Annotated in this window: 23 protein-coding genes, 1 riboswitch and 1 other annotated feature; of the genes, 14 read left to right on the top strand and 9 right to left on the bottom strand. The window is 43.6% G+C overall.

Translation table 11 applies throughout. The annotated features are described in order from the left end of the window. Positions 1-39 precede the first annotated feature (39 nt). From IGJ05_RS09395 to IGJ05_RS09375, 5 genes are all read left to right on the top strand, one after another. Positions 40-531: a hypothetical protein gene (locus IGJ05_RS09395; protein WP_015508844.1), complete on the top strand. Its 492-nt coding sequence runs from the start codon at positions 40-42 to the stop codon at positions 529-531. Further along, complete coding sequence (locus tag IGJ05_RS09390; RefSeq protein WP_266166174.1) at positions 509-1,969, top strand: helix-turn-helix domain-containing protein; 1,461 nt, start codon at positions 509-511, stop codon at positions 1,967-1,969. The genes IGJ05_RS09395 and IGJ05_RS09390 overlap by 23 nt, the downstream gene beginning before the upstream one ends. Positions 1,970-2,177: 208 nt before the next feature. Continuing rightward, positions 2,178-2,747, top strand: coding sequence for a TetR/AcrR family transcriptional regulator (locus IGJ05_RS09385; protein WP_005227190.1), 570 nt, complete (start codon positions 2,178-2,180; stop codon positions 2,745-2,747). Positions 2,748-2,750: 3 nt separating this feature from the next. Beyond that, entirely contained in the window at positions 2,751-3,209 is a 459-nt protein-coding gene (locus tag IGJ05_RS09380) for a low molecular weight protein-tyrosine-phosphatase (RefSeq protein ID WP_010748668.1), read from the top strand. Between the two features lie 108 nt (positions 3,210-3,317). Beyond that, positions 3,318-3,671, top strand: a complete 354-nt coding sequence (locus tag IGJ05_RS09375) for a hypothetical protein (RefSeq protein ID WP_005227192.1) — start codon at positions 3,318-3,320, stop codon at positions 3,669-3,671. A 63-nt stretch (positions 3,672-3,734) separates the two neighbouring features. Here the strand turns inward: IGJ05_RS09375 and IGJ05_RS09370 are convergent, their stop codons facing one another. From IGJ05_RS09370 to IGJ05_RS09345, 6 genes are all read right to left on the bottom strand, one after another. Beyond that, positions 3,735-4,094, bottom strand: a complete 360-nt coding sequence (locus IGJ05_RS09370; protein ID WP_010748669.1) for an iron chaperone — start codon at positions 4,092-4,094, stop codon at positions 3,735-3,737. A 360-nt stretch (positions 4,095-4,454) separates the two neighbouring features. Then, complete coding sequence (locus IGJ05_RS09365; protein ID WP_005227194.1) at positions 4,455-5,960, bottom strand: helix-turn-helix domain-containing protein; 1,506 nt, start codon at positions 5,958-5,960, stop codon at positions 4,455-4,457. 118 nt (positions 5,961-6,078) lie between these two features. Further along, complete coding sequence (brnQ, locus tag IGJ05_RS09360; RefSeq protein WP_081116168.1) at positions 6,079-7,431, bottom strand: branched-chain amino acid transport system II carrier protein; 1,353 nt, start codon at positions 7,429-7,431, stop codon at positions 6,079-6,081. A gap of 204 nt (positions 7,432-7,635) precedes the next feature. Further along, positions 7,636-8,370: an amino acid ABC transporter ATP-binding protein gene (locus IGJ05_RS09355; protein ID WP_005227196.1), complete on the bottom strand. Its 735-nt coding sequence runs from the start codon at positions 8,368-8,370 to the stop codon at positions 7,636-7,638. 11 nt (positions 8,371-8,381) lie between these two features. After that, positions 8,382-9,971, bottom strand: a complete 1,590-nt coding sequence (locus IGJ05_RS09350) for an ABC transporter permease subunit (protein ID WP_016609561.1) — start codon at positions 9,969-9,971, stop codon at positions 8,382-8,384. A gap of 115 nt (positions 9,972-10,086) precedes the next feature. Further along, positions 10,087-10,260: riboswitch (Lysine riboswitch) on the bottom strand. Between the two features lie 147 nt (positions 10,261-10,407). Next, positions 10,408-10,710, bottom strand: a complete 303-nt coding sequence (locus tag IGJ05_RS09345; protein WP_005227198.1) for a hypothetical protein — start codon at positions 10,708-10,710, stop codon at positions 10,408-10,410. A 316-nt stretch (positions 10,711-11,026) separates the two neighbouring features. Between IGJ05_RS09345 and IGJ05_RS09340 the strand changes: the two genes are divergently transcribed. Further along, positions 11,027-11,944 (top strand): ABC transporter ATP-binding protein, encoded by a 918-nt coding sequence (locus tag IGJ05_RS09340; protein ID WP_266166173.1) that lies wholly within the window; start codon positions 11,027-11,029, stop codon positions 11,942-11,944. A gap of 1 nt (position 11,945) precedes the next feature. Then, entirely contained in the window at positions 11,946-12,707 is a 762-nt protein-coding gene (locus IGJ05_RS09335) for an ABC transporter permease (RefSeq protein ID WP_010748673.1), read from the top strand. Between the two features lie 75 nt (positions 12,708-12,782). On the opposite strand, the gene IGJ05_RS09330 is transcribed toward IGJ05_RS09335, so the two are convergent. Then, a complete protein-coding gene (locus IGJ05_RS09330; protein ID WP_266166172.1) occupies positions 12,783-13,688 on the bottom strand; it encodes a sensor histidine kinase in 906 nt (301 codons plus the stop codon). Between the two features lie 13 nt (positions 13,689-13,701). Then, the gene (locus IGJ05_RS09325; protein ID WP_015508850.1) at positions 13,702-14,370 is read right to left on the bottom strand and encodes a response regulator transcription factor; all 669 of its coding nucleotides are present in this window, start codon (positions 14,368-14,370) and stop codon (positions 13,702-13,704) included. A gap of 157 nt (positions 14,371-14,527) precedes the next feature. Here IGJ05_RS09325 and IGJ05_RS09320 point away from each other — a divergent pair, with 157 nt between their 5' ends. From IGJ05_RS09320 to IGJ05_RS09290, 7 genes are all read left to right on the top strand, one after another. After that, positions 14,528-15,220, top strand: a complete 693-nt coding sequence (locus IGJ05_RS09320; protein ID WP_081116171.1) for an NAD-dependent protein deacylase — start codon at positions 14,528-14,530, stop codon at positions 15,218-15,220. A 13-nt stretch (positions 15,221-15,233) separates the two neighbouring features. Next, complete coding sequence (locus IGJ05_RS09315) at positions 15,234-16,082, top strand: chorismate mutase (protein WP_005227205.1); 849 nt, start codon at positions 15,234-15,236, stop codon at positions 16,080-16,082. Continuing rightward, entirely contained in the window at positions 16,079-16,603 is a 525-nt protein-coding gene (locus IGJ05_RS09310; protein ID WP_005227206.1) for a transcription repressor NadR, read from the top strand. Before IGJ05_RS09315 ends, IGJ05_RS09310 begins: the two co-directional genes overlap by 4 nt. Before the next feature lie 121 nt (positions 16,604-16,724). Beyond that, positions 16,725-16,963, top strand: a binding site (T-box leader). 360 nt (positions 16,964-17,323) lie between these two features. After that, on the top strand, positions 17,324-18,400 hold the full coding sequence (locus tag IGJ05_RS09305) for a methionine ABC transporter ATP-binding protein (RefSeq protein ID WP_010748679.1): 1,077 nt from the start codon (positions 17,324-17,326) through the stop codon (positions 18,398-18,400). Then, positions 18,401-19,081 (top strand): methionine ABC transporter permease, encoded by a 681-nt coding sequence (locus tag IGJ05_RS09300; RefSeq protein WP_010748680.1) that lies wholly within the window; start codon positions 18,401-18,403, stop codon positions 19,079-19,081. It abuts the gene before it with no gap. A gap of 52 nt (positions 19,082-19,133) precedes the next feature. Next, complete coding sequence (locus tag IGJ05_RS09295; RefSeq protein WP_010748681.1) at positions 19,134-19,973, top strand: MetQ/NlpA family ABC transporter substrate-binding protein; 840 nt, start codon at positions 19,134-19,136, stop codon at positions 19,971-19,973. 59 nt (positions 19,974-20,032) lie between these two features. Beyond that, on the top strand, positions 20,033-21,241 hold the full coding sequence (locus IGJ05_RS09290; protein ID WP_438725171.1) for a M20 family metallopeptidase: 1,209 nt from the start codon (positions 20,033-20,035) through the stop codon (positions 21,239-21,241). A 78-nt stretch (positions 21,242-21,319) separates the two neighbouring features. Here IGJ05_RS09290 and def read toward each other — a convergent pair whose 3' ends face one another. Further along, positions 21,320-21,883 (bottom strand): peptide deformylase, encoded by a 564-nt coding sequence (def, locus tag IGJ05_RS09285; protein WP_005227211.1) that lies wholly within the window; start codon positions 21,881-21,883, stop codon positions 21,320-21,322. Between the last annotated feature and the right edge of the window lie 184 nt (positions 21,884-22,067).

Here is a 22,067-nt window from a genome sequence, read left to right as displayed (position 1 = left end):
TCATCAGAAGATGCGCTGATGATAAGGAGGGTGAATAAAATGAAACGCAGATTTGGCTTTGTCATTGGTGCGTGCATGATTATCGGAATGATCGATCTTGTTACAGAACAAGTCGTTTTTGCGACCATTTATAATCCGCTGGACCCCTCAGAAGAAATCGTCCCCACGGACCCACCAGAAGAAATACCAGAAAAAGTGGAGGAACCGCCAACTGAAATGGAAGAATCCAAAGAACAACCCGCGCCTGAACCAGAAACCGTTCCGAAAAAAGAGCCGGAGCGATCCTCACTGTCAGAAAGCAGTTTTTTGGAAAAGCAAAAACATTTTGCCCAACGAGTCATGCTGGAGGATGTCTTTGCACCGGATCGTTTGAACGTCGATCTAGCACTGCCAGGAAATAATACAGATGGTGATGGCGATGATAAGCCTTCTTATCTTGCCAGCTTGTGCTACTTATTTTCAGGAAACGTCCTTTATGGCCAAAAAAACAATGGAGGCTTGAAAACGCATGTTTGTGACATTTTTGAATAAGGCGGACAAACGAAAATTGGTGATGCTGCAATATTTGGAAAACGCAGTCGCTCTTTCGGAAACGAAGGAAACATTGATGGATCAATTGACCATGTCAGAATTTTTGATCAACAAAACCGTTCAAGAATTGAATCTTGATTTTTATGAACTCGGATTGAACGAGGAATTTGAGATCGTGACCGATGGGACGGTCATTAAACTGAATGCCTCGGGGCTGGCAACTTCCGATACACTGCTGACCTATTATTTGGATCAAGCGTTGAAATTTTTCATGTTGAAAGAATGTTTTTTTGAGCAATTGTCTTCTTTATACGAATTTGCCACCAATCACTATTTAAGCCATAATCCCGTCTATAAAGAATTTAAACAGTTCAAACTGATCTTGAAAGAATATGATATTGAAGTGACGAAAGAATTTCAGCTGGTTGGGGAGGAAAGTGAGATCAGGGAATTTATTTTTCTCTTTTTTATGAAGGAATACTATCTGAATCATTCGCCTTTTCCAAAAGAAATCCTAGAAAAAGAAAAGACCTTTGATCGTTTTAATGAAAGCACCTGGCTTAAACCAGAACAGTCTGCTCGCATGCGGATTCGCAAGAAACATTATCTAGGAATCGTTTTGGCACGGATGACGAATGGTCATTACCTGCAAAACAGCGTGGAAAATGATTTAGTCTTGCCCAAACATCTCGTGATCATTGAGGAATTGAAACGCTGGCTGCAGGAGATTTTGACGATCACCGATCAAGAAGTGCTAGAGCGTGAAGCTCGAGATATTTTGCGCTTTTTGATCGTTGAGGGCTGGCTGATCGACAACAATAGCTACATCGATCAAGAACAAACCTATATCCAACAATTAAACGAGCATTTTATTCAAGCCGTCCAACAGCAGTTTTCCTTAACCGCGGACACGTTGGCACTTCTTCATGCTGAAACGACAACGATCCATTATCAGCTCTTGTCGTTTTCCTTTAGTTCTCGCTATGAATACCAATATATGGATGTGACGTATTTTCTTGAAACCTATCCAGAATATGCTGCCTTTTGCCGTAACTATCTGGAAGAAAGCCGCAACCGGCCGATCTTATGGAACAATAAAGAGTTTTTGTTTTTCAGGTACCTGATTCTGTTGATTTCCACGATTCCGCTAAAAGAGATTTTGGTTCCCTTGTATGTCTGCGTGGACTTTTCATTTGGCGATTCCTACAATCAGATGATTCAAAAGAATATCGAAAAAATCCTCGATTTAAATGTCCAATTCCAAAGTTACCCAGATGATCATACGCATCTGATTCTTTCAAACTTACCCTTTTATGGTGCATTGGGGATCGACCATATCTTATGGCTGGCACCACCTAGACCCATCGACTGGGCCAATTTCACTGAAAAAGTCAGTGTGATTCGAAGAGAACAGTTTCAAACCAAAATGGCACAATGAGCAACCCGCCGTTTAACTATCGAAAGCAACGTCTGCCTCAAATGGAGGCAGGCGTTTTTTGTAGAAACCTGTCCTATTTAAAAAGCGCCCAGGAATCTATTGCTCTGATGAAGGTTTCGGGGAAGGTCTGTGAAAAAGGACCATTTGATAGGATTTTTTTTTGCAGGAAAATTTGGTATGATAGAAAGAGAAGAAAAAGAGGTGCCCTATGATGGATGGGAAACAAACGAAGGCTGTGATTGGCCAGACATTGATCACCCTTTGTGAGACCAAAGAAGTGAATAAAATCAGCGTACAGGAGATCGCCGAAAAGGCGCAAGTCAATCGGCAGACGTTTTACTACCATTTTCCTGATAAAAAAGCTTTGATCCAATGGATCTATCGGCAAGATGCCCTGATTTTTTTGACGACAGAAGATGTCTCCCTTGATAACTGGGAAGAAGCCGCCTTGCGCATGCTGAAAGCAATGAAACAAGCGCCGGCCTTTTACCGCAAATCACTGGCTTATGACCGCGAAATCTTAATGAACGGATTTCTACAGATCACAGAACCGCTTTTTCAGCGCTTGTTCTTGGAGGTCGATCAAGAGCAGCAATTGACGAAACAAGACATTCTATTTTATAGCCGGTTCTTTTCCTACGGCTGCGGAGGCATTTTGGAAAATTGGATTCACAACGACTTTCCAGAGACCCCCTTAGAGATTGCAACGCAATTGTTTCGTTTGGCGAAGGATGTGGAATTTTTTGGCCACCAAATCTATGAAAAAGAGGAGCAGTGAGCGATGACGAAAGTTTTATTTGTTTGTTTAGGTAATATTTGCCGTTCCCCCATGGCAGAAGCTATTTATAAAGCAGAAATAACAAAACGCAAATTGGATTGGCAGATCGATTCGGCAGCGACCAGCTCATGGGAAGTCGGACATTCTGCTCATCCCGGAACCAAAAAAAGATTGCGTCAAGCAGGCTTATCCAGCGAGGGACTCATTTCACGGCAGATCACAGAAGCAGACTTTGCCAAATTTGACTGGATCATCGGTATGGATCAAAGTAATGTTGAAACACTTCAAGCGCTGGCACCTGCCGATACCACCGCAAAGATTCGTTCGTATTTGAGTGTTGTTCCTGGCAAAGAAACCGCGGAAGTACCAGATCCTTATTATACAGGAGATTTCGAAGAGACCTATCAACTGCTACAAGAAGGAATTCCTTTTTGGCTAGAGGTTATTTCTTCTGAAAAATAAGGCGTGTTCGCTTGTATTTTACCAAAAATTTGCTAAAATAGAACCATGGAAATGCGAACGTATGTGTGGTTTTTATAAACTGCTGCAACGCGCAGAAAGGAATGTCCAATGGAAAAGAAACCATCGCCCATCAAACAATTGGGCAAACTCATTGTGATGACATCCACAACGTTGCTGGATACCTTTTTCAGTGATGATGCTGACAAGAAGAATCAGTCTGAAAAAGTCAAAGAAATCCAGCGAACGCTGCAAGAGGCAGCCGCTGCCAAGCACCTGGTCGTGCTGCAAGTAAAAACAGAGAAATTGGGTGGTTTTGAAACCGTTACCGGCTGGATCGTCGGCAAAACGGTAGCAAAAGAACAAGTTGTCTTGAAATTACAAAGCGACCGTCAGCAGCTGCGGATTATTCCCCTGCATCATGTGCTGAAAGTTAGCACCTTGAATACAAAACCTGGCTTGTAGACAAGCCTGTGCATAGCAAAAAAACCGCTGCGTCATTAGACACAGCGGTTTTTTTATTGCTGGTTAAGCGTGCTTGTTTTTGACTTCTGCGAGTCGCCAAGCGGTCATCACAGCGATCAGTTCGTAAGGGATCGGCTGTGCAAAAGGAAACTGAACCGCCCCTTTACTGGTTTTGTAGGGTTGTAGGTCTTCTGTGAAGGCCGTGATCGCAGAAGGCGTGGGATAAAAGCCAAGATGCTGTTTGGCGCAGGCAAAATGCACGATATTTTCTCCCTGATGATAGGTAGGCATTTGATAACTGATTTTTTCAACCGCTTCAGGTAAAACGGCTTTGATGGTTTGACGGACCTTTCTTAAAATCGCTTGTCGTTCTGCTGGAGCTGTTGCAATGTATTGGTCAACTGTCGTAATGGCTTTTGTCATAGGACACCTCCTGCCTTTAGTATACGGCAAACCCCGTAAGAAAAAAAGGAGCCTGTCAGTGGGTAGCTGACAGGCAAGGAGTAAAAATGAAAAGTGTTAGTTAGGGTTGTTTGTTGGGTTATGTATACTATACTGTTCAAATATGAATTTTTTGTGGAGAAAAGATTGGAAAGTGTTTAAGTTTGCTGGCTGCGAAAAGAAGCAAAAAAAGACCCGTCGGTGGGTGGCCGACGGGAAGGAGTTAAAAATGAAAAAGTGTTAGTTAGGGTTGTTTGTTGGTATACATAGAGTATACGAGATAAATATGAATATTTTGTGACAAATCTTTTCGGAAGTTCTTAAGAAACCGTAACGGTTTGATTACAGAGAAAGGTTCTTTTCATCAAAACGGTTTTTCAAGGTACGATACAAATCAATGTATTGCCGATCATCTGCCGCATAATCCCAAATATAACTCATTTTTTCTGGTTTGAGTTTTTTCATCAACTGATTGGAACTAACGATGACATCATAGTTTTCTTGCTGGTTTAGATCATAAGGTTCTGCTGCTACGAAGGTCAAGTCATGTAAGAATTGATTCAATCCTTGAACGACTAAGAAATTGTCTTCTAACGCAACCCCTACCCGTAAACGATTCGAATAACGGATTTGATCATAAAACGGTAGCAGGGCGTGGGTATACATCGTTGCCATCTGCTCTTGGTTTTCATCGTTGATATAGTCCACCGCGGATTCTTCACGATAACTCGTTAAGAATTCATCGATTTTTTGCTGCAGCTGCTCTTCAGCAGACCCGCGATTGATCGATGGCGTCAGCAAGCGATAGATATTTGGAAACGGCTGACGGAAAACGTAGTTGCCGAAAGTCACATTGATTAAATTACCCACGACCAATGGCTCATCTAACAGGCCAGGTTGTGAAGCAAAGAAGGTTGCTTTCATCTCTGCTAACAAGTCTGCGACTAATGGATAAACTGGGTTTTGTTTGCTTGAAAAGAATTGCAAGGTTTGTTGCAACGCTTCTTCTTCAGGACTCAAATAGAATGGGAAGATTTGCGCCATCAAGTAAATAAACCCTGATTCGCCTTTTAATTGTTTGTCTGTCATTGAAACTTCAGGATCAACGACTTGTGTCAAACGCTCAAAATCGAAATATGGATTATTTTTCATTAGGAAATTGTACCGCTTGTCGTATTTGGCAAAATTTCCTTTTTTGATTCGTAAAAGAATCAAGGCGGCGAAATACTTCAACTCTAATCGGCCAAGATAAGAATGAGTCATTGGGAAGTACTCCGTGAATCGATCCACCATTTTTTCTGTCTCACTCTCAGCGATCGCAAATGGCCATTCTATTCCACGAGTACCTAACCAAATGATATTGAATAGGGAGAGCCGCACAAGACGCTCATCGCCCACCAAGTTTGATTCAGTGTACGTAAAGCGAAGCTGAAATTGCTTCAAATGTTTTTTTAGATGTTCAAATTTGCGAGACACCGTTGAACGACTGACATCGTATTTTGCACAAAAATCCGTGATCGTAGGATGGTCTTCATTCAGCATGTAAAGAACATATAAGAACGGAACGCTTTTATTCAATAAATAGAAGCGGTATTCATCGATCGTTACCGCGATATTCTGAGGCTGTAATTTACCGCCACGACCGAGTATCGACATATGATCCGGAGTTAACTCAGTTAGATCTTGGTCGATCTCAGTCAACTCTATAAAAGCTTGTTGGTAGCTTAACTCCATTTCCTTTGCCAATTGTGCGATTGGGTGGCTAGGGTTTTGCAGAGTCAGCATACGCCGGAATATTTTAAATTTAATTAATGTTTGCGGGTCCATCATAAGTTCTTCATAAAACATAGGTATCCTCCTTTGTGGCTCTATTGTATCTTTTTTTTACGAAACTGTCAGTCTTTTTAATCAAAAAAATAGCCTACCCTTTAAAAAAAGGTAGGTTATTTTCATCTTTTTAACTAATTTAGGCTGAAACAGGGTCTTTTTTGAACCACGACCATAGCAAACCGATCAAAAATCCGATCGCAGCCGGTACGACCCACCCCATCCCGATTTGGAAGAAGGGCAGATAATCTGACGCAAAAGACAAGATTCCTTGCACGAAAGCGTTGTTGGTAATCAGTGCGGGACTTGCATTTAAGCCGTCGATGATTGCAGCGATCAACGTGAAGTATGTCGTCATTCGGTAGACACTGGCACGATGATGAAACAAGGGACTGATGATCGCCAACAAAATCAACGTGATCGCCAGTGGATAGATAAACATCAAGACTGGAATAGAAAACTCGATGATATTGGTCAAGCCGACATTGGCGAAGATCGCTGGCAAGATACTTGTCAAAGCGATAAAGAACCCGTAGCTTTGCTTGGGAAACAATCCAGCAAAGGTTTCGGAAAAAGCCGTGATCAAACCAATGGCAGTTTTTAAACAAGCGGAGATAACGATCAAAGTCAACAGCAGACTGCCAACAGTGCCAAGGTAGTGGTTGGCGATTTGTGCCAAAGCGATCCCCCCGTTTTCGCTGATAGGAAATTGCCCTAGACTTTTGGTTCCCATATAAGAAAGTAAGGTATAGATGATCCCCATCAACACGATGCTGACAGAACCAGAAAGGATCGTGTCTTTTGCGACCGTCGTAGGTTTTTCAACCCCCATATTGCGAATCGTCGAGACGATGATGATCCCGAAGGCTAAAGATGCCAGCGCATCAAGGGTATTGTAGCCGTTGGTGAAACCAGTAAAGAAAGCATCGCTTTGATAGCTAGGATAGATCGGCGCATCGCTGATGGTTCCTAGAGGTTGCCAAAAAGCAAAAAACAGCAAAACGCCTAGTAAGACCAGAAATAATGGATTCAAAAATTTCCCTACATAATCTAAGATTTTGCTTGGTTTACGAGAAAACCACCAGGCAGCGCCAAAGAAGAGGGCAGAAAACAACGCCAATAACCAAGTTTGCATGTCAGATGAAACATGGGGAGCGATCCCGATCTCATAAGAAGTGGTAGCCAAACGGGGCAAAGCAAAGAACGGCCCGATCACTAAATAAAGCAAAATCGTAAAAATAAGTGCGTAGCGGCGATTGATTCGAGAAGCTAATTCAAAAACACCGCTGCTCTGGGAAACCCCAATGGCGATCACCCCTAAAAACGGTAAGCCGATCCCTGTTACTAAAAAGCCAAGATTGGCCAAGCCGACATTCGCACCGGCTTCTTGTCCCATGTGGACTGGGAAAATCAGATTTCCCGCACCAAAGAAAAGACCAAAAAGCATTGATCCAACATACATATAATCCTTAAACTGTAACTTTTTTTCCATAAATGAAAGCTCCTATAATTCCTTAGTTTTAAAAAAAATAACAAAGTTTCTAACAAATAGCAATGGTTTTTTGTGATTTTTTGATAAATTCTGACAATTGTTGTTTAGAGAATAAAAAAACACTTAGCATTAAATTCTTCCAAGCGTACTGAAAAAGGACGAAAAAGCTCGGAAGAAGACCGCTAAGTGTTTCAAGACAGAAAATTAATTCAACACACGGGAAAGGAATTCTTTGGTGCGCTGTTCTTTTGGATGAATAAAGATATCTTCAGGTGTCCCTTGTTCGGCAATGACACCTTGATCCATAAAGATGACCCGATCAGATACTTCTTTGGCAAAGCCCATTTCGTGGGTAACGATCACCATCGTCAAGCCAGTATGAGCTAACGTATTCATGGTTTTCAACACTTCACCGACCATTTCTGGATCCAGTGCAGAAGTCGGCTCATCAAACAACATGACATCGGGATTCATCGATAAGGCACGGGCAATGGCTACCCGTTGTTTTTGTCCGCCTGAAAGCTGGGAAGGCTTGGCGTTGGCATATTGAGCCATACCGACTTGCTCCAGATTTTCTTTGGCAGTCGCTTCTGCTTCTTTGCGATCACGTTTCAAAACAGTGACTTGTCCCGTCACGCAGTTTTCTAATACATTCATATTGTTGAATAGGTTAAAGGATTGGAAAACCATTCCTAGATGCGTACGGTATTTCGGCAAGTCGTAGCCTTTTTCCAGCACATTTTCACCTAAGTAGATGATTTGCCCACTGGTAGGTTTTTCTAACAAGTTGATGCAGCGAAGAAGTGTGGATTTTCCTGAACCAGAAGAACCGATGATCGTGACAACTTCTCCTTTATTAACAGACAAACTGATGTCTTTTAAGACTTCGTTGTCGCCAAAACTCTTTTTTAAATGGTCAATTTCAATGATTGCTGACATGTTCTGCCTCCTTATTCGTTCGGGTTGATGTCTTCTAATTTGACATACGCACTGGGACCATCCATTTTGCGTTCAACAAAGCGCAAGATCTGGGTGGCACTGATGGTCAAGACTAAGTAGATCACACCGATGATCGCAAATGTTTGGAAGTATTGGAAGTTCGTTCCAGCGGCTGATGTACCTTGGAAGAAGAGGTCCGCAACACTGATGACACTTAAGACGGCAGTATCTTTGATATTGATAATGATCTCATTTCCGGTAGCTGGTAAAATATTGCGCATTACTTGCGGCAACACGACTTTGATCATGGTTTGCCAATGGGTCATTCCGATGGCTTGAGCTGCTTCAAATTGGCCGTCATCTACAGCAAAAATCCCTCCACGAACGATTTCAGACATGTAGGCACCCGTATTGATAGAAACGATCAGCACAGCTGCCAGCGTGCGATTCATGGAGACACCAAAGGCTAGAGCCGTTCCGTAGAAAATAACCATTGCCTGAACCATCATTGGGGTACCGCGGAAAACTTCGATATAGATGGTCAGCAGGCCGTTGACGATTCGTTGGAAGAAACGTCCTACTGGATTTTCTGAAAGCGGCAGTGTCCGGAAGATACCGACTAAAAGACCGATGATCAATCCGATGATCGTTGAAAGGATCGCGATGAATAAGGTCAAGCCAGCGCCTCGTAAAAAGAGCATGCCGTAATCATCAATGATTTTTTTGAAATCAGCGATCAGACCTTGATCCGCCGTTTCTCCGCTGGCATCTGCAGGCTGATCTAAGACTGCTTGATCCATCAGGGAAACCCGTTCTTCTTCAGAGATTCCTGCAAGGATCTCATTGACTTTTTCAACATCGGGATCGCCTTTGCGCATCCCGACTGCTACTTGGACGTCTTCTGGATTGGTTTCAAAACCTGCTCCTTCATCGAACTCGACCATCTTCAAATCAGGATTTGCTCCGACGGCAGTGACGCCTTCTGGTCGTTCGCTGACGTAGCCGTCAATGATGCCCGAAGCTAAAGCAACGCGCATGGAGGAGAAGTCCCGCATGGCTTGTTCTTTTTGGACCTCAGGGATTTGATCAATGACCGTATAATGGAAGGTATTCAGCTGAGCAGTGATTTTTGCCCCCGAAAGATCGGCGAGACTTTTGGCATCGGCGAATGCCCCATCTTTACGTACTACGACCACCAAGTCGGATTCATAGTAAGGATCAGTAAAATCAATTTGCTCGCGGCGTTCGGCCGTTGGTGACATACCAGCGATGACGGCATCGATAGTCCCCGCCTGTAATGCTGGCGGCAGACCGTCCCATTGGGTTTTAACGATCACTAATTCCTTGCCTAAACCTTCAGCGATTCGTTTGGCGATCTGGACATCGTAACCGCCGGCAAACGCCGAGCCTTCTTCCCCGGAAATCGGCACGGCACCATTGGCGTCCGTCGTTTGCGTCCAGTTGAAGGGGGCATAGCCTGCCTCCATACCGACACGGAATTGTTCCGCAGGCGTTTGGTCATCCGCTTGCACGGTTAGGGGCAGCTGAATGAGGGTTAGACAGAGGGCGAAGACCGCCCAGATCCAATTATTTTTTTTCATTTTATCTCTTTCCTTTCACGAGTTGGACAAGCAGGTAAGGATGAAAAAGCAAAAAAACAGCCGTACTCCATGATTGGAAAACGGCTGTTGACAGGTCATCGTCGACAAACCTTTCACAAAACATAGCGCAACTTAGACAAGCTAAGACAGTCCGCAAATTGTTCATTTGCGGCCCAACAAAATCGATGCAAGCAAAACCGATCTTGTTTCGGCGATGTTCCCTAGCTCTGCTGTAAACGTGTTGCTTCACTCAGCAGGATTAATGAACCTCGCGACCTCTACCTAAATGTTAAAGGGTACTCGTATTTAATTTGATTCTTCTCAGAGTTTAGAAGAAAAGCACCCAAATGTCAATTCTTTTTAACAAAAAAACGACCATTTCCCTATTTTTATCAAAGAGAAAGCGGATCGTTTTTACGAGTGTCTATTGGAACCCTTAAGCGACTTTCGCTTTTGGTTCACGGCCTAAAACAGCTTGGATGACTGTCAAGCCAAGCAATAAGCCAAGTGCTAGATAGATGAGGCTTGAGTATTGTGTAACGCCCCAATCTTGTCCTAAGGTACGGTAAACCACAAGGACGATGGCTTGAATGATTGCTGTGATGACATTTAAAAAGCCGAATGCCCATAAATTGCCATTTTCTTTACGTGCTAAATAGAAGATAGAGAAATATAAGCTGACTGCCAACCAACCGAAACTGATAATGATCATTGCCCAATAAATAATAGCTGCTACCAATGTATTTCACCTCACTTTGATTCGTGACTAGTTTACCACGTTTTTTGTTCCTTGTCATGAAGGAATCTCTTTCTTTGTGAGGCAAAAAACAAAGAGCAAAAGCTGCAGCAAAATGATCGTTTGCTATATTTATTGCTAGAGGGGTTGCTGCCAAAGAGGGATTTTCTTCAAAAGGTGCATTTTCAGCTGTGTATAATAGAAATAAGTTGTTTTTTTGCAAAAAACTACGAGTTAAGAATCAATTAATAATTAGTTAATAGCTGATTTAGATCTGCTTGCTAGAATGATCACAGAAGCAAGCAAGGAGGAAGTAGAAATGGAAAATGTTCTTAAAATCAAAGGATTAAACAAGCGTTACGGCAAACAGCTGGCGCTGCATGATGTCGATCTAACGATCGCCAAAGGAGATATTTATGGATTGGTAGGGAGAAATGGTGCTGGGAAGACGACCTTACTAAAAGCGATCGTGCAGTTGATCCAACCCACCAGTGGCAGTCTGCAGTTGTTTGGTGTTGAAGGCGGCAAAGCATACATCCAGATGCTGAAACGGGTCGGTAATGTGATTGAGACCCCAGTCGCTTACGACCAATTGACCGCAGAACAAAATTTGAACTATTATTGCAAAATCAGCGGGGTGGTGGAACCTGATGCCGTTAGTAAGGCACTGGCATTTGTTGGTTTGACCAATGTCGGCAACAAGAAATACCGTGATTTTTCTTTAGGGATGAAACAAAAACTGGGCTTAGCGATTGCTTTGTTGAATCAGCCAGATTTTCTAATTTTAGATGAACCGATCAATGGCTTGGATCCTGTCGCGATCGTTGAATTTCGAGAGCTGCTTTTACGATTGAATCAAGAACGCGGCATGACGATTTTGATCTCCAGCCATATTTTAGAAGAGTTGTACTTAGTGGCTACACGCTTTGGGGTCATTAGTGAGGCGCGTCTGATCAAAGAGATGACCAAACACGAATTCGATCTGATGGCGAAACGGTTTATTCAATTAGAAGTCGATGATGTAGCCACAGCTAGCCGCTTACTGGACAGTCAGCTGATTTCTGAATATAAAGTTGTCAGTGACCACAAGATCCACATCTACCAAGAAAATGTATTGATTCGTGATCTAATCCGTCAATTGGTTTATGAAGGGATCGCTATCGACCAGATTTCTTTTGAAGGGGAAAACCTAGAGTCGTATTTCAAAGAGTTAGTGACAAGTGAAGGGGGAAATTAAGATGTTGAATTTTATTCGAGCAGATTTGTATCGTTTATCTAAAAGTAAAAGTTTTTGGATCACAGAAGGAATTATTTTATTGTTGGTGATTTTAGCGGTTGTTTCAAATGGTGACGTGGGAGTCACCCTGGGAGATAGTACGCAAACCACAGGCAGCCTTGCCGAAATGACGGGCTTTCTTGCGATCCAGACCAGCCTGTCTTCCATGTTATTGTATTATTCACTGCCGTTAGTGATGCAAGTTTTAGGGAGTGAGTACACGAAAGGGACGATGAAGAATATCATTACCGTCGGTGTTTCTAAACCCGCCTATCTCTTTGGAAAATTCTTGGTGTATGCGTTGGTACTTGTCTTGCAAATTTTGGCTATTTGCTTAGTGAGCTTTGTTGCTGGAACGATCATTGGCGGTACCGGCTTTGAAGACATCTCTCAGCTAGAAAACTTAGTGTATTATTTCGCTGGCTTTGTATTGATCTTATTGGCTACCTCATCCTTTGCCTTGTTGGTGTTGTATTTGACCAAAAATACAGCAGTCAGCGTGTTGGCGACGATCTTTATTCCGATGGGCTTTGCGATTGCACGTTTTTCTTTGCCAACCTGGAAATTCTTAGAATACTTGGATTTCCAAGGCGGATTAGAGATGGTGACTATGACCACTTTCAAAACGTGGGAAATGGTTCAACCAATTTTTGTTGGGAGTCTGATTAGTTTGTTGCTTTGTCTTTTGGCTGCACATCTGGTGTTTAAGAGACAAGAATTATAAAGAAAAGAAAAACGTCCAACAGGACCGACCGCAAAAGGTCAGACTGTTGGGCGTTTTTGTCCGTGTAGCCAGTGTTTAATGGGACTTAGCAGACTGCTGCCAAGCCAAAGTCAAACGAAACGTCTCTTCGGTTGTATCCAATTGAATCTTGCCCTCTAATGCATGAGTCAATGCCGCGATGATATACAGACCAAGTCCAGCTTGCTGTTTGTGCCGTGAAAGGTCTTCCGTATAAAAGCGGTGAGTCAATTTTTCTGGGTGCTGAATCGGTGTCCTCAGCTGATTTTCCTGTTGGAAAACGATGCGGTCTCCTTGTTGTTTCAAGCGGATCGTTCCCGTTTCATTGCCATGTTCCAGCAGATTACCAAGGACATTTTGAAAAATACGCTGCCAACTTTTTTTATCTGAAATGATCATGATATTGGGTTGGATCGCAACCGTCAGTGATAAATGGTTTTCCTCAAAAGAAGGATAGAGTTGGAGCAGTTCCTCCTCCAGCAAACGAGAAAGATCGAATTCTTCTAAGGTCAAAGCCAGTTGATTGTCTTTGAGGCGCTGATAGGTCAATAACTGTTCCAGATGATTTTCGACTTTTTCTAGGTTACTGCTGACTTTTTCCAACAGCTGCAGCTGTTGGTTGTTGAGGGTCGTATCGGCTTGCAGCAGTTGTGTGTAGCCGCTGGCGACCGTTAAAGGTGTGCGCAAGTCGTGAGAGATATTTTGAATGGCTTGTTCCAATTGCTGGTTTTCTTGCAGCATTTGATAGTGCTGCTGCTTATTTTTTCTAAGTATCTGATTGTTTAACAAGGCGATCGCTTTTAAAGCGGGCACTCGGGTCTGCAAATGGATCTCTTGATTTGTTTCGATTTCGCTGATTCCTGCTAATTGTTGGTGGTACTTTTTCAGATCATACAGTAAAAATAGCCAGTAACCGATCAATAAAGCAACGATCAAGGCAGCGAAAAACTGAAGTATATGCATGGGGTTCCTCCTTTTAAGCTAACTTGATGCCGATACCCCAGACAGTATCGATATACGCTTCCTCTGGATCGAGTGTTTTGATTTTGCTGCGTAAATGGCTGATATGGACATTGATCGTGTTTTCTTCGCCGTAATAGGGTTCTTGCCAAACAGCTTCATAGAGCATTTCTTTCGTATAAACTTTTTTGGGGTTGGCTAAGAGCAGGGAAAAAATTTCAAACTCCTTTTTCTTCAACTGAACCGTTGCTTCTCCTCGTTGCAGCTGAAACGAGTCAGGCAACAGTTGAATGTTTTTATACGAGAGGCTGCTGGCAACAGGAGGGGCTTGTTTATTTGTGCGCAACTGAACAATGATACGGGCTTTTAATTCTTCGACATTGAAGGGTTTGGTCAAGTAATCATTGGCACCCGCCAACAAAAGGGTGGAAACATCAGCTGGTTCATCTAAGGCAGTCAAGATAATGACGGGTACCGTAGAGGTTTGGCGAATCTCTTGCAAGACTTGTGTCCCATCTTTACCAGGGAGCATTCGATCTAGCAAAATCAAGTCGAAAGCATCTTGCTGAAAAAGTAGCAGACCTTCCGTGCCTGAATAGGCTTGCTGGACAGTATAGTCAGCTGCTAAAATAGTAGCCAACATTTCGCTGATCTCATTGTTGTCTTCGATAATCAAAATTTTCATTTGGTTTTCCCATTCTCCTTGCATTTGTTGCATCTATTATAAGCAATTCCGCACGAAAAAGCATTAGTTGCTTTTAAAAAAGAAAATGGTTGATTTTTCGCAAAAACGGTTCTTTTTCGGTTAGAATAAGAGAAAAGCCATAAAGGAAGTTAGAACGATGAAGGTATCTATTGAGCAAGCAATCGCAGCGGTCACCGCCGCATCATCCGTGACCTTTTTGACGGGGGCTGGTGTTTCGACCCCATCGGGCATTCCTGATTACCGTTCCTTAAAAGGGGTCTATCAAGGAGTGGCACAGCCAGAGTATTTGTTAAGCCATGACTGTTTAGAAAACGAACCGGAAACATTTTATCAATTCGTCAAGCACCTCTACCATCCTCAAGCACAGCCTAATATCATTCATCAAAAAATGGCTGAGCTGCAAGCGAAGAAAACCGTCTGGGTCGTTTCGCAAAACATCGATGGCTTGCATGAAAAAGCAGGCAATCACCAAAGAATCGATTTTCACGGCTCCTTGTACAACTGTTATTGCCGAAAATGCGGCAATTCGGTACCTTGGCAAGCGTATTTGCAAGATTGGCACCATGCAGGGTGCGGTGGTCAGATTCGGCCAGCGATCGTGCTTTACGGGGAAGGATTTACTGATGAAACCATTGAAGGAGCCATTCAAGCCGTTGCTCAAGCCGACCTGACGGTGGTCGTGGGGACTTCGCTGCAAGTCTATCCTTTTGCAGGGCTAGTCGATTACAGCCAGCAGGTGTTGGTCATCAATAAGGAACCATTGGCGATCCCGAATGAATATGGCATGTTGACCGCAGCAGCCGAAACGTTTTTCCAGAAAATTGAATGAAGGAGTTTATGATATGACACAACGTACCGAAAAAGAGAAAATGATTGCTGGCGAATTGTACTTTTCCCCAGATCCAGAATTGGTGGCAGATCGAAAATATGCCCGTGAACAAATGAACCTGATCAACCAAGAAACTGATACAAAAATCAAAGAGCAGTTACTAAAAGAAACTTTCGGCTCTGTGACTGGTCGAATCTATATCGAACCGAATGTCCGCTTTGATTATGGCTACAATATTTCTGTCGGCAAAAACTTCTATGCTAACTACGACTGTGTGCTATTAGATGTTTGTCCAATTACCTTTGGTGACAACTGTATGCTGGCACCCAATGTTCGGTTGTTTACGGCGACTCATCCATTACATCCGGTCAAACGAAATAGCGGCTTAGAATTAGGGGCACCGATCGTGATTGGCGATAACGCGTGGATCGGTGGCGCGGCCACGATTTTGCCAGGGGTCCGCTTAGGCAACAATGTCGTGGTGGGGGCTGGCAGTGTCGTTACCAAATCATTCCCCGACAATGTCGTGCTGGCGGGAAATCCAGCACGGGTCATCAAGACGATCGACTTAGAAGAAGAAAACAACCAGCAAGATCCCTTGGCTGTTCAGCGGGCAGCGATCGATGACATTGATTGGCAACTCACGCATCTTTTGGAAAAACGTATGAGCACGGTCAACGAAATCGTACAATTGAAGAAAAGCAGTCAATTGCCAGTATTAGATGAAAATCGTGAAGAGAAAGTGCTGGAAAACATTCGGCAGGCGATTTCTAATCAAGCCTATGAAGAAACGATTTTGGCTATGTTTCAATCAATTATGAACCACTCAAAAACCTATCAAGAGAATCAATTGGAGGAATGAGTATGGATGGAGGAACACGTCGAGAAAACATTTTAGCGGCATTGAAGCAAGCGGACAAAGCGATCAGTGCCAGCAAACTGGCAGAATCCCTCGGAGTCAGCCGTCAAATCATCGTTGGAGACATTGCCTTATTGCGAGCAGCTGGTGAAGCGATTGTGGCTACGGCTCGCGGCTATCGTCTGCAAGCGCTGTTGGATGAGGCAGGACATGTAAGTAAGCTAGCAGTGCAGCATCGACCTGAACAAACGGAAGAAGAATTGCGCATCTTTGTTGCTTGTGGTGTGGAAGTGGTCGATGTCATCGTTGAGCATGAGATCTATGGAGAGATCACTGGCAATTTGCAGATTCAAACAGACCAAGACGTGACTGATTTCATCAACAAAACCAAACATGCAGAAGCCCGCTTGCTCTCAGATTTAACCAATGGGGTACACTTGCATACGTTGCGCTACACCGATCCTGCGGCTCTGGAAAAAGCCAAACAACAGTTAGCAGAAAAAGGCATGCTCTATCAAAATTGAGGCGTAAACCATTCTGGCAAGGACGCTTTGCGGAAGTCTTGGCAAATCCTCAGATGAAAAAATTGTGATTTTTTGTTGACAAGGCGTTCATTTTCCAGTAAAGTACTCTTCAACAAGAATAATGAATCTGTTGAGAAGGAAAGTAACCGCGGATACTTCAAAGAGAGACTCTGGTTGGTGGAAAGAGTCAAGTCAGAAGCGATGAAAAATGGCCTTGGAGGATTGATTGTCGATAAGTAGGCAATCACGGATGCGCACTATCGTTACAAAGTGCACCAATCTCTAGCACGACTAGACGTTGGGTTGAGGGAAGGGAAACCTTCTAAACAAAAGGTGGTAACACGAGTATTCGTCCTTTTACTAGCAAACGCTGGTAAAAGGACTTTTTTTATACCCAAAATCAAATAGCACCACACACGAAGAATTGGTAAGTACAAAAGCACGTTTTTTCAACAGAGAGCTTCGGTAGCTGAAAAGAAGCATCAAACGACTTTTAGAAAATGGCCAAGGAGTGATTCGTTCCGAGCAGTAGTTTGCAAGGCGACGACGGTAGCGACCGTTATCTGGCTAGAGTATGATCGTACTCGAAAAGGAGCTGTATGTGAGTGCAGCTTAAACTGAGGTGGTAACACGCAAAAAGGCGTCCTCAAACAAGTCACAGGTGACTTGTTTGAGGATGCCTTTTTTTTATTGAAAAAGACAAGAACTAGGGGGAAGACGATGATTTCATTAAAAGACATATCAGTAACATTCAATCAACCAAAGAAACCCGCGATCCAAGCGGTCAAAAACGTATCGATCGAGATCGACAAAGGGGACGTTTACGGCATCGTGGGCTACTCAGGCGCCGGGAAAAGTACACTCGTCCGTGTGATCAACTTATTGCAGCGCCCAAGTAGCGGCAGCGTCGTCGTCAATGGTACCGAGCTGACCACGCTTTCTGCGAAAGCCCTGCGAGAAAAACGGAAAACGATCGGAATGATCTTTCAGCACTTCAACTTGATGGACAGCCGCAATGTTTTTGATAACGTGGATTTCTCCTTAAAATATGGGGGACGGTCCAAACAGGAACGTCATCAAAAAGTAACCGAGCTGTTAGCATTGGTGGGATTGGAAGAAAAAGCCCAAGCGTTTCCTAGCCAACTATCTGGAGGACAAAAACAGCGGGTCGCGATTGCCAGAGCGTTAGCGAATGATCCAGAGATCTTGCTTTGTGATGAAGCAACCAGCGCCCTTGATCCGAAAACGACCTTACAGATATTGGCTTTGTTGAAAAAATTAAATCGAACCCTCGGCTTGACTATCGTGATCATTACTCATGAGATGCAAGTCGTCAAAGAAATCTGCAACAAAGTGGCAGTGATGGAAGACGGCGAAGTCATCGAGCAAGGTTCAAGCGTTCAGATTTTCAGTCAACCAGAAAAACCATTGACCAAAGATTTCATCCGAACGGCGACGCACATCGACCAGGCCTTAGAAACGATCCTTGGCAGTTCGAAGTTTTCTTCCTTGGCACCAAATGAATGGCTGGTGGAGCTGTCCTACGTTGGCGATCAAACCAATGAACCACTGATCGCCCAATTGTACAGCCGCTACAAAGTGACCACCAATATTCTTTACGGCAACGTGGAGATCTTGCAAGAAGTGCCGATCGGCAGCTTAGTCGTTAGCTTATCTGGCGAATACCATCAGCGTAAACATGCCTTAGAATACTTGAAGGCTCAAGGAGTTTACACCAATATTTTAAAAGAAAATCATGCAGAACCATTAAACAATGTGATTAAAGGAGGATTTTAGATGGCTGCCTTATTAGAAAGATATTTTCCCAATGTTGTTGCGATCCAAGATGAATTTGTGACAGCAACGATCCAAACCTTGTATATGGTTTTTTGGACCTCTTTGATTGCGGGCATCTTAGGTATCTTGTTAGGGATCGTCTTGGTAGTAACTCGACCGAATGGGATTTTAGAAAATCGACCGCTCTTTGAATTTCTCGATAAAGTCATCAATGTGGTCCGCTCGATCCCCTTTATTATCTTATTGACGTTACTAGGAACCTTTACCCGATTCCTTGTTGGAACGACCATCGGCGAAACAGCAGCATTGGTTCCTCTGATTGCTGGGATCATCCCCTTCTTTGCTCGGCAGATCGAGATCGCCTTGCTAGAAGTTGACCCCGGTGTCGTAGAAGCAGCTGAAGCGATGGGCACCAGTCCTTTCGGTATCATTTTTCGGGTCTATTTACCAGAAGGCGTGGCGGGAATCATTCGGGTCTCTGCATTGACTGTGATCAATGTGATCGGATTGACCGCCATGGCAGGAGCTGTTGGCGCTGGTGGTTTAGGCAACTTAGCCATCACCCGCGGGTACAACCGATTCCAGACCGATGTCACGATCATGGCGACCTTGATCATCTTGGTATTCGTTTTTATCAGTCAATTTGTCAGCAACCTACTCATTAAACGAGTATCACACTGACCACTACTTACGTACAAATAAAAAAACAAGCAAGTCTATGGAGGAAGCAAAAATGAAAAAAATCGTACAATCAATCGTTTTAGGGGCAGCATTATTCTTTATTACAGGATGCGGAAACAATGGCAGTGCCGCAGCCAATGACCAAGAAGAAGTGACGGTGAAATTAGGGATGATCGGGGCGGACACCGACGTCTGGGATGATGTCAAGGATCGTTTGAAAGACGAAGGCATCAATTTAGAATATGTCCAATTCTCTGATTACAATCAACCCAATGCAGCTTTAGCTGATGGGTCCATCGACCTTAATTCATTCCAACACCAATTTTTCTTGGACAACTATAATGAAGAATTTGGTACTGATCTCGTATCGATCGGCAATACAGTCAATGCGCCATTAGGCATTTATTCCGACAAAGTGACGGATGTCAACGATTTGGCGGAAGGAGCTAAAGTTGCGATCCCTAATGATGTGACCAATGGTGGTCGGGCATTGCTTTTATTACAATCAGCTGGATTGATCAAAGTGGATGAAGCAGCCGGACAAACACCAACGGTCGCGGATATTACAGAAAATCGTTTGAACTTAGAAATTTCAGAACTTGATGCAGCGCAAACCGCCCGGGCACTTTCGGATGTCGATGTTTCGGTCATCAATAGCGGCATGGCGGTGGATGCAGGATTTGTACCAACCGAAGATGCGATCTTTTTAGAGCCTGTTGATGAAACGGCCCGTCCTTACGTCAACATCATTGCCGCCCGTAAAGAAGAGGAAGACAATGAAGTTTACCAAAAAGTGGTCGCTGCTTACCAAACAGAGGATACGAAAAAAGTCATCGAGGAAACGTCAAAAGGATCAAGCGTTCCTGCTTGGGAAACCTTTGGGGCAAAATAAGCACCATGTAATTTGATAAAAAAACTGAAAAAGCATGTATAAAAAGGAGAGATTTGATTATGACAACAGCAACTATTACGAAAGTAGCCATCAAACCATTTATCCAAGAGCGTTTAGCCGCTTATCAAGCCTTGGCATTAGATATCCACAATCACCCAGAAGTCAGCAACTATGAGTTTTATTCAGCCGATGCCCTGATCGCCCAATTAGAAAAAGAAGGCTTTGCTGTCAAAAAGGATGTGGCAGGCCATCGCACCGGCTTTGATGCCCGCTATGTCAGTGGAAAACCGGGTCCGACGATTGCCTTTTTAGCCGAGTATGATGCGTTACCTGGCATCGGTCATGCCTGCGGACACAATCTCTTCGGGACTTATTCCGTCTTAGCTGCCAGTGCTCTGCAACCTTTCATCGATGAGCTAGGCGGGGAGATTCGAGTCTATGGGACGCCAGGAGAAGAAGGTGGAGAAAATGGTTCCGCTAAAGGCAGTTTTGTCCGTGAAGGGTTCTTCGATGATGTCGATGCCGCTCTTTGTGTCCATCCAGCCCATCGCTATGGCAAAACGACGGCTTCATTAGCCAATGATCCAGTGGATATCAAGTTCTATGGTCGGGCTTCCCATGCGGCAGCGGCACCAGAAGAAGGCATCAACGCGTTAGAAGCATTGCTGCAAGTCTTTAACGGGATCAATGGGTTGCGCCTGCATTTACCAAAAGACGTCAATATTCATGGTGTGATCACCGATGGCGGCGTGGCAGCCAATGTCGTGCCAGAATATGCAGCCGGTCGTTTTTATTTACGAGCTGCCAATCGAGCAACCTTGAATGATGTCTACGAGAAAGTCGAAAACATCGTAAAAGGAGCAGCTTTAGCTACGGGAGCGACCTATGAATTTGGTTTGTTCCAAAACTCCGTCGACGATGTGATCGTGACACCAAGTTTTGATGAGATCTTCTTCGCCCATGCCCAAGAAGCGGGCGTACCTGCCGATGAGATCGATACGGAAGCCAAAACAAGCCTTGGTTCGTCTGATGTCGGCAATGTCAGTCAAGTGATCCCGACGATCCAACCCACCGTTTCGATTTCAGATGACTACATTGCGGGTCATTCGGAAGAATTCAAAGCCGCTGCCAAGAGTGAAAAAGGCTTGCAATCGATCGCCATCGCGGCGGAACTTTTAGCGCTGACGGCATTAGACCTTTTTGAACAGCCAGCGTTATTAGAAAAAATCAAAGCCGATCATCAAGAAAGCCTAGCGAAAGGCAATTAATGCCAAAACCGTGAAGGAAGATAGTCAATAGTATAGAAAAAAAGTCTCTGCCGCAAAATGTCGGTAGAGACTTTTTAGTTAGTCGATGACTAAGATGCCTTCTTTCAATGAAAAAGGATTTTGTTGATTGATATGATCGTAGAACATGACCCCGTTCAAATGATCGATCTCATGCTGAACGACGATCGCAGGATAGTTCTTCAAACGAACTTTTTTCTTTTTGCCGTTGATGTCGTAATAGCTGATCGTGATCCGGGCATGGCGTACCACGTAGCCAGGGACTTCACGGTCCACGGACAGACAGCCTTCGCCTTCACCCAAACAAGCTTCTTGCACGGAATGACTTAAAATTTTGGGATTGTATAGAACATCTTTAAAATCAGGTTCTGTTTTTTCTGGGTCGCTGCTAGGGACGAGGACCGCTGTGATTCGTTTTGAAATATCTAATTGAGGAGCTGCTAGACCAACGCCGCCTCTTAATTCAAGTTCTTCTGCCTTGACTGGATCTTGGCTATTTTCTAAAAAGGTCATCATTTCTTTTCCCAGTGCGATATCTTCTTCGCTCAAAGGAAAAGGTACTTCTTTTGCTACTTCACGCAAGGTTGGATTGCCTTCGCGAATAATATCATCCATTGTAATCATTGATGATGTGATTCCTCCTACTATGTAAAAATGACGAAAGCAAGTTTCGTTCCTAATAAAGTGTACCATAAGTGTAGAAAGAAGGGCATAAGAAAGTTTAAACGGTAAAGCTTTCTTATTAAATGAAATAATATTTCTATATTAATGATTTAATTATGAAATATAGTTGCGAATGGGAAAAGAA

Source organism: Enterococcus sp. AZ167 (assembly GCF_051714025.1).
GTDB lineage: Bacteria > Bacillota > Bacilli > Lactobacillales > Enterococcaceae > Enterococcus_D > Enterococcus_D casseliflavus.
This window is presented reverse-complemented; position numbering and strand designations above follow the sequence as displayed.

Bases quoted from the DNA above. Each gene is read 5' to 3' on its own strand.
- IGJ05_RS09365 (WP_005227194.1), bottom strand. From the start codon at position 5,960: ATGTTTTATGAAGAACTTATGATGGACCCGCAAACATTAATTAAATTT.
- IGJ05_RS09335 (WP_010748673.1), top strand. From the start codon at position 11,946: ATGTTGAATTTTATTCGAGCAGATTTGTATCGTTTATCTAAAAGTAAA.
- IGJ05_RS09375 (WP_005227192.1), top strand. From the start codon at position 3,318: ATGGAAAAGAAACCATCGCCCATCAAACAATTGGGCAAACTCATTGTG.
- def (WP_005227211.1), bottom strand. From the start codon at position 21,883: ATGATTACAATGGATGATATTATTCGCGAAGGCAATCCAACCTTGCGT.
- IGJ05_RS09305 (WP_010748679.1), top strand. From the start codon at position 17,324: ATGATTTCATTAAAAGACATATCAGTAACATTCAATCAACCAAAGAAA.
- IGJ05_RS09350 (WP_016609561.1), bottom strand. From the start codon at position 9,971: ATGAAAAAAAATAATTGGATCTGGGCGGTCTTCGCCCTCTGTCTAACC.
- IGJ05_RS09385 (WP_005227190.1), top strand. From the start codon at position 2,178: ATGATGGATGGGAAACAAACGAAGGCTGTGATTGGCCAGACATTGATC.
- IGJ05_RS09310 (WP_005227206.1), top strand. From the start codon at position 16,079: ATGAGTATGGATGGAGGAACACGTCGAGAAAACATTTTAGCGGCATTG.
- IGJ05_RS09355 (WP_005227196.1), bottom strand. From the start codon at position 8,370: ATGTCAGCAATCATTGAAATTGACCATTTAAAAAAGAGTTTTGGCGAC.
- IGJ05_RS09395 (WP_015508844.1), top strand. From the start codon at position 40: ATGAAACGCAGATTTGGCTTTGTCATTGGTGCGTGCATGATTATCGGA.
- IGJ05_RS09295 (WP_010748681.1), top strand. From the start codon at position 19,134: ATGAAAAAAATCGTACAATCAATCGTTTTAGGGGCAGCATTATTCTTT.
- IGJ05_RS09330 (WP_266166172.1), bottom strand. From the start codon at position 13,688: ATGCATATACTTCAGTTTTTCGCTGCCTTGATCGTTGCTTTATTGATC.
- IGJ05_RS09320 (WP_081116171.1), top strand. From the start codon at position 14,528: ATGAAGGTATCTATTGAGCAAGCAATCGCAGCGGTCACCGCCGCATCA.
- IGJ05_RS09315 (WP_005227205.1), top strand. From the start codon at position 15,234: ATGACACAACGTACCGAAAAAGAGAAAATGATTGCTGGCGAATTGTAC.
- IGJ05_RS09380 (WP_010748668.1), top strand. From the start codon at position 2,751: ATGACGAAAGTTTTATTTGTTTGTTTAGGTAATATTTGCCGTTCCCCC.
- IGJ05_RS09340 (WP_266166173.1), top strand. From the start codon at position 11,027: ATGGAAAATGTTCTTAAAATCAAAGGATTAAACAAGCGTTACGGCAAA.
- IGJ05_RS09290 (WP_438725171.1), top strand. From the start codon at position 20,033: ATGACAACAGCAACTATTACGAAAGTAGCCATCAAACCATTTATCCAA.
- brnQ (WP_081116168.1), bottom strand. From the start codon at position 7,431: ATGGAAAAAAAGTTACAGTTTAAGGATTATATGTATGTTGGATCAATG.
- IGJ05_RS09390 (WP_266166174.1), top strand. From the start codon at position 509: ATGTTTGTGACATTTTTGAATAAGGCGGACAAACGAAAATTGGTGATG.
- IGJ05_RS09300 (WP_010748680.1), top strand. From the start codon at position 18,401: ATGGCTGCCTTATTAGAAAGATATTTTCCCAATGTTGTTGCGATCCAA.
- IGJ05_RS09325 (WP_015508850.1), bottom strand. From the start codon at position 14,370: ATGAAAATTTTGATTATCGAAGACAACAATGAGATCAGCGAAATGTTG.
- IGJ05_RS09370 (WP_010748669.1), bottom strand. From the start codon at position 4,094: ATGACAAAAGCCATTACGACAGTTGACCAATACATTGCAACAGCTCCA.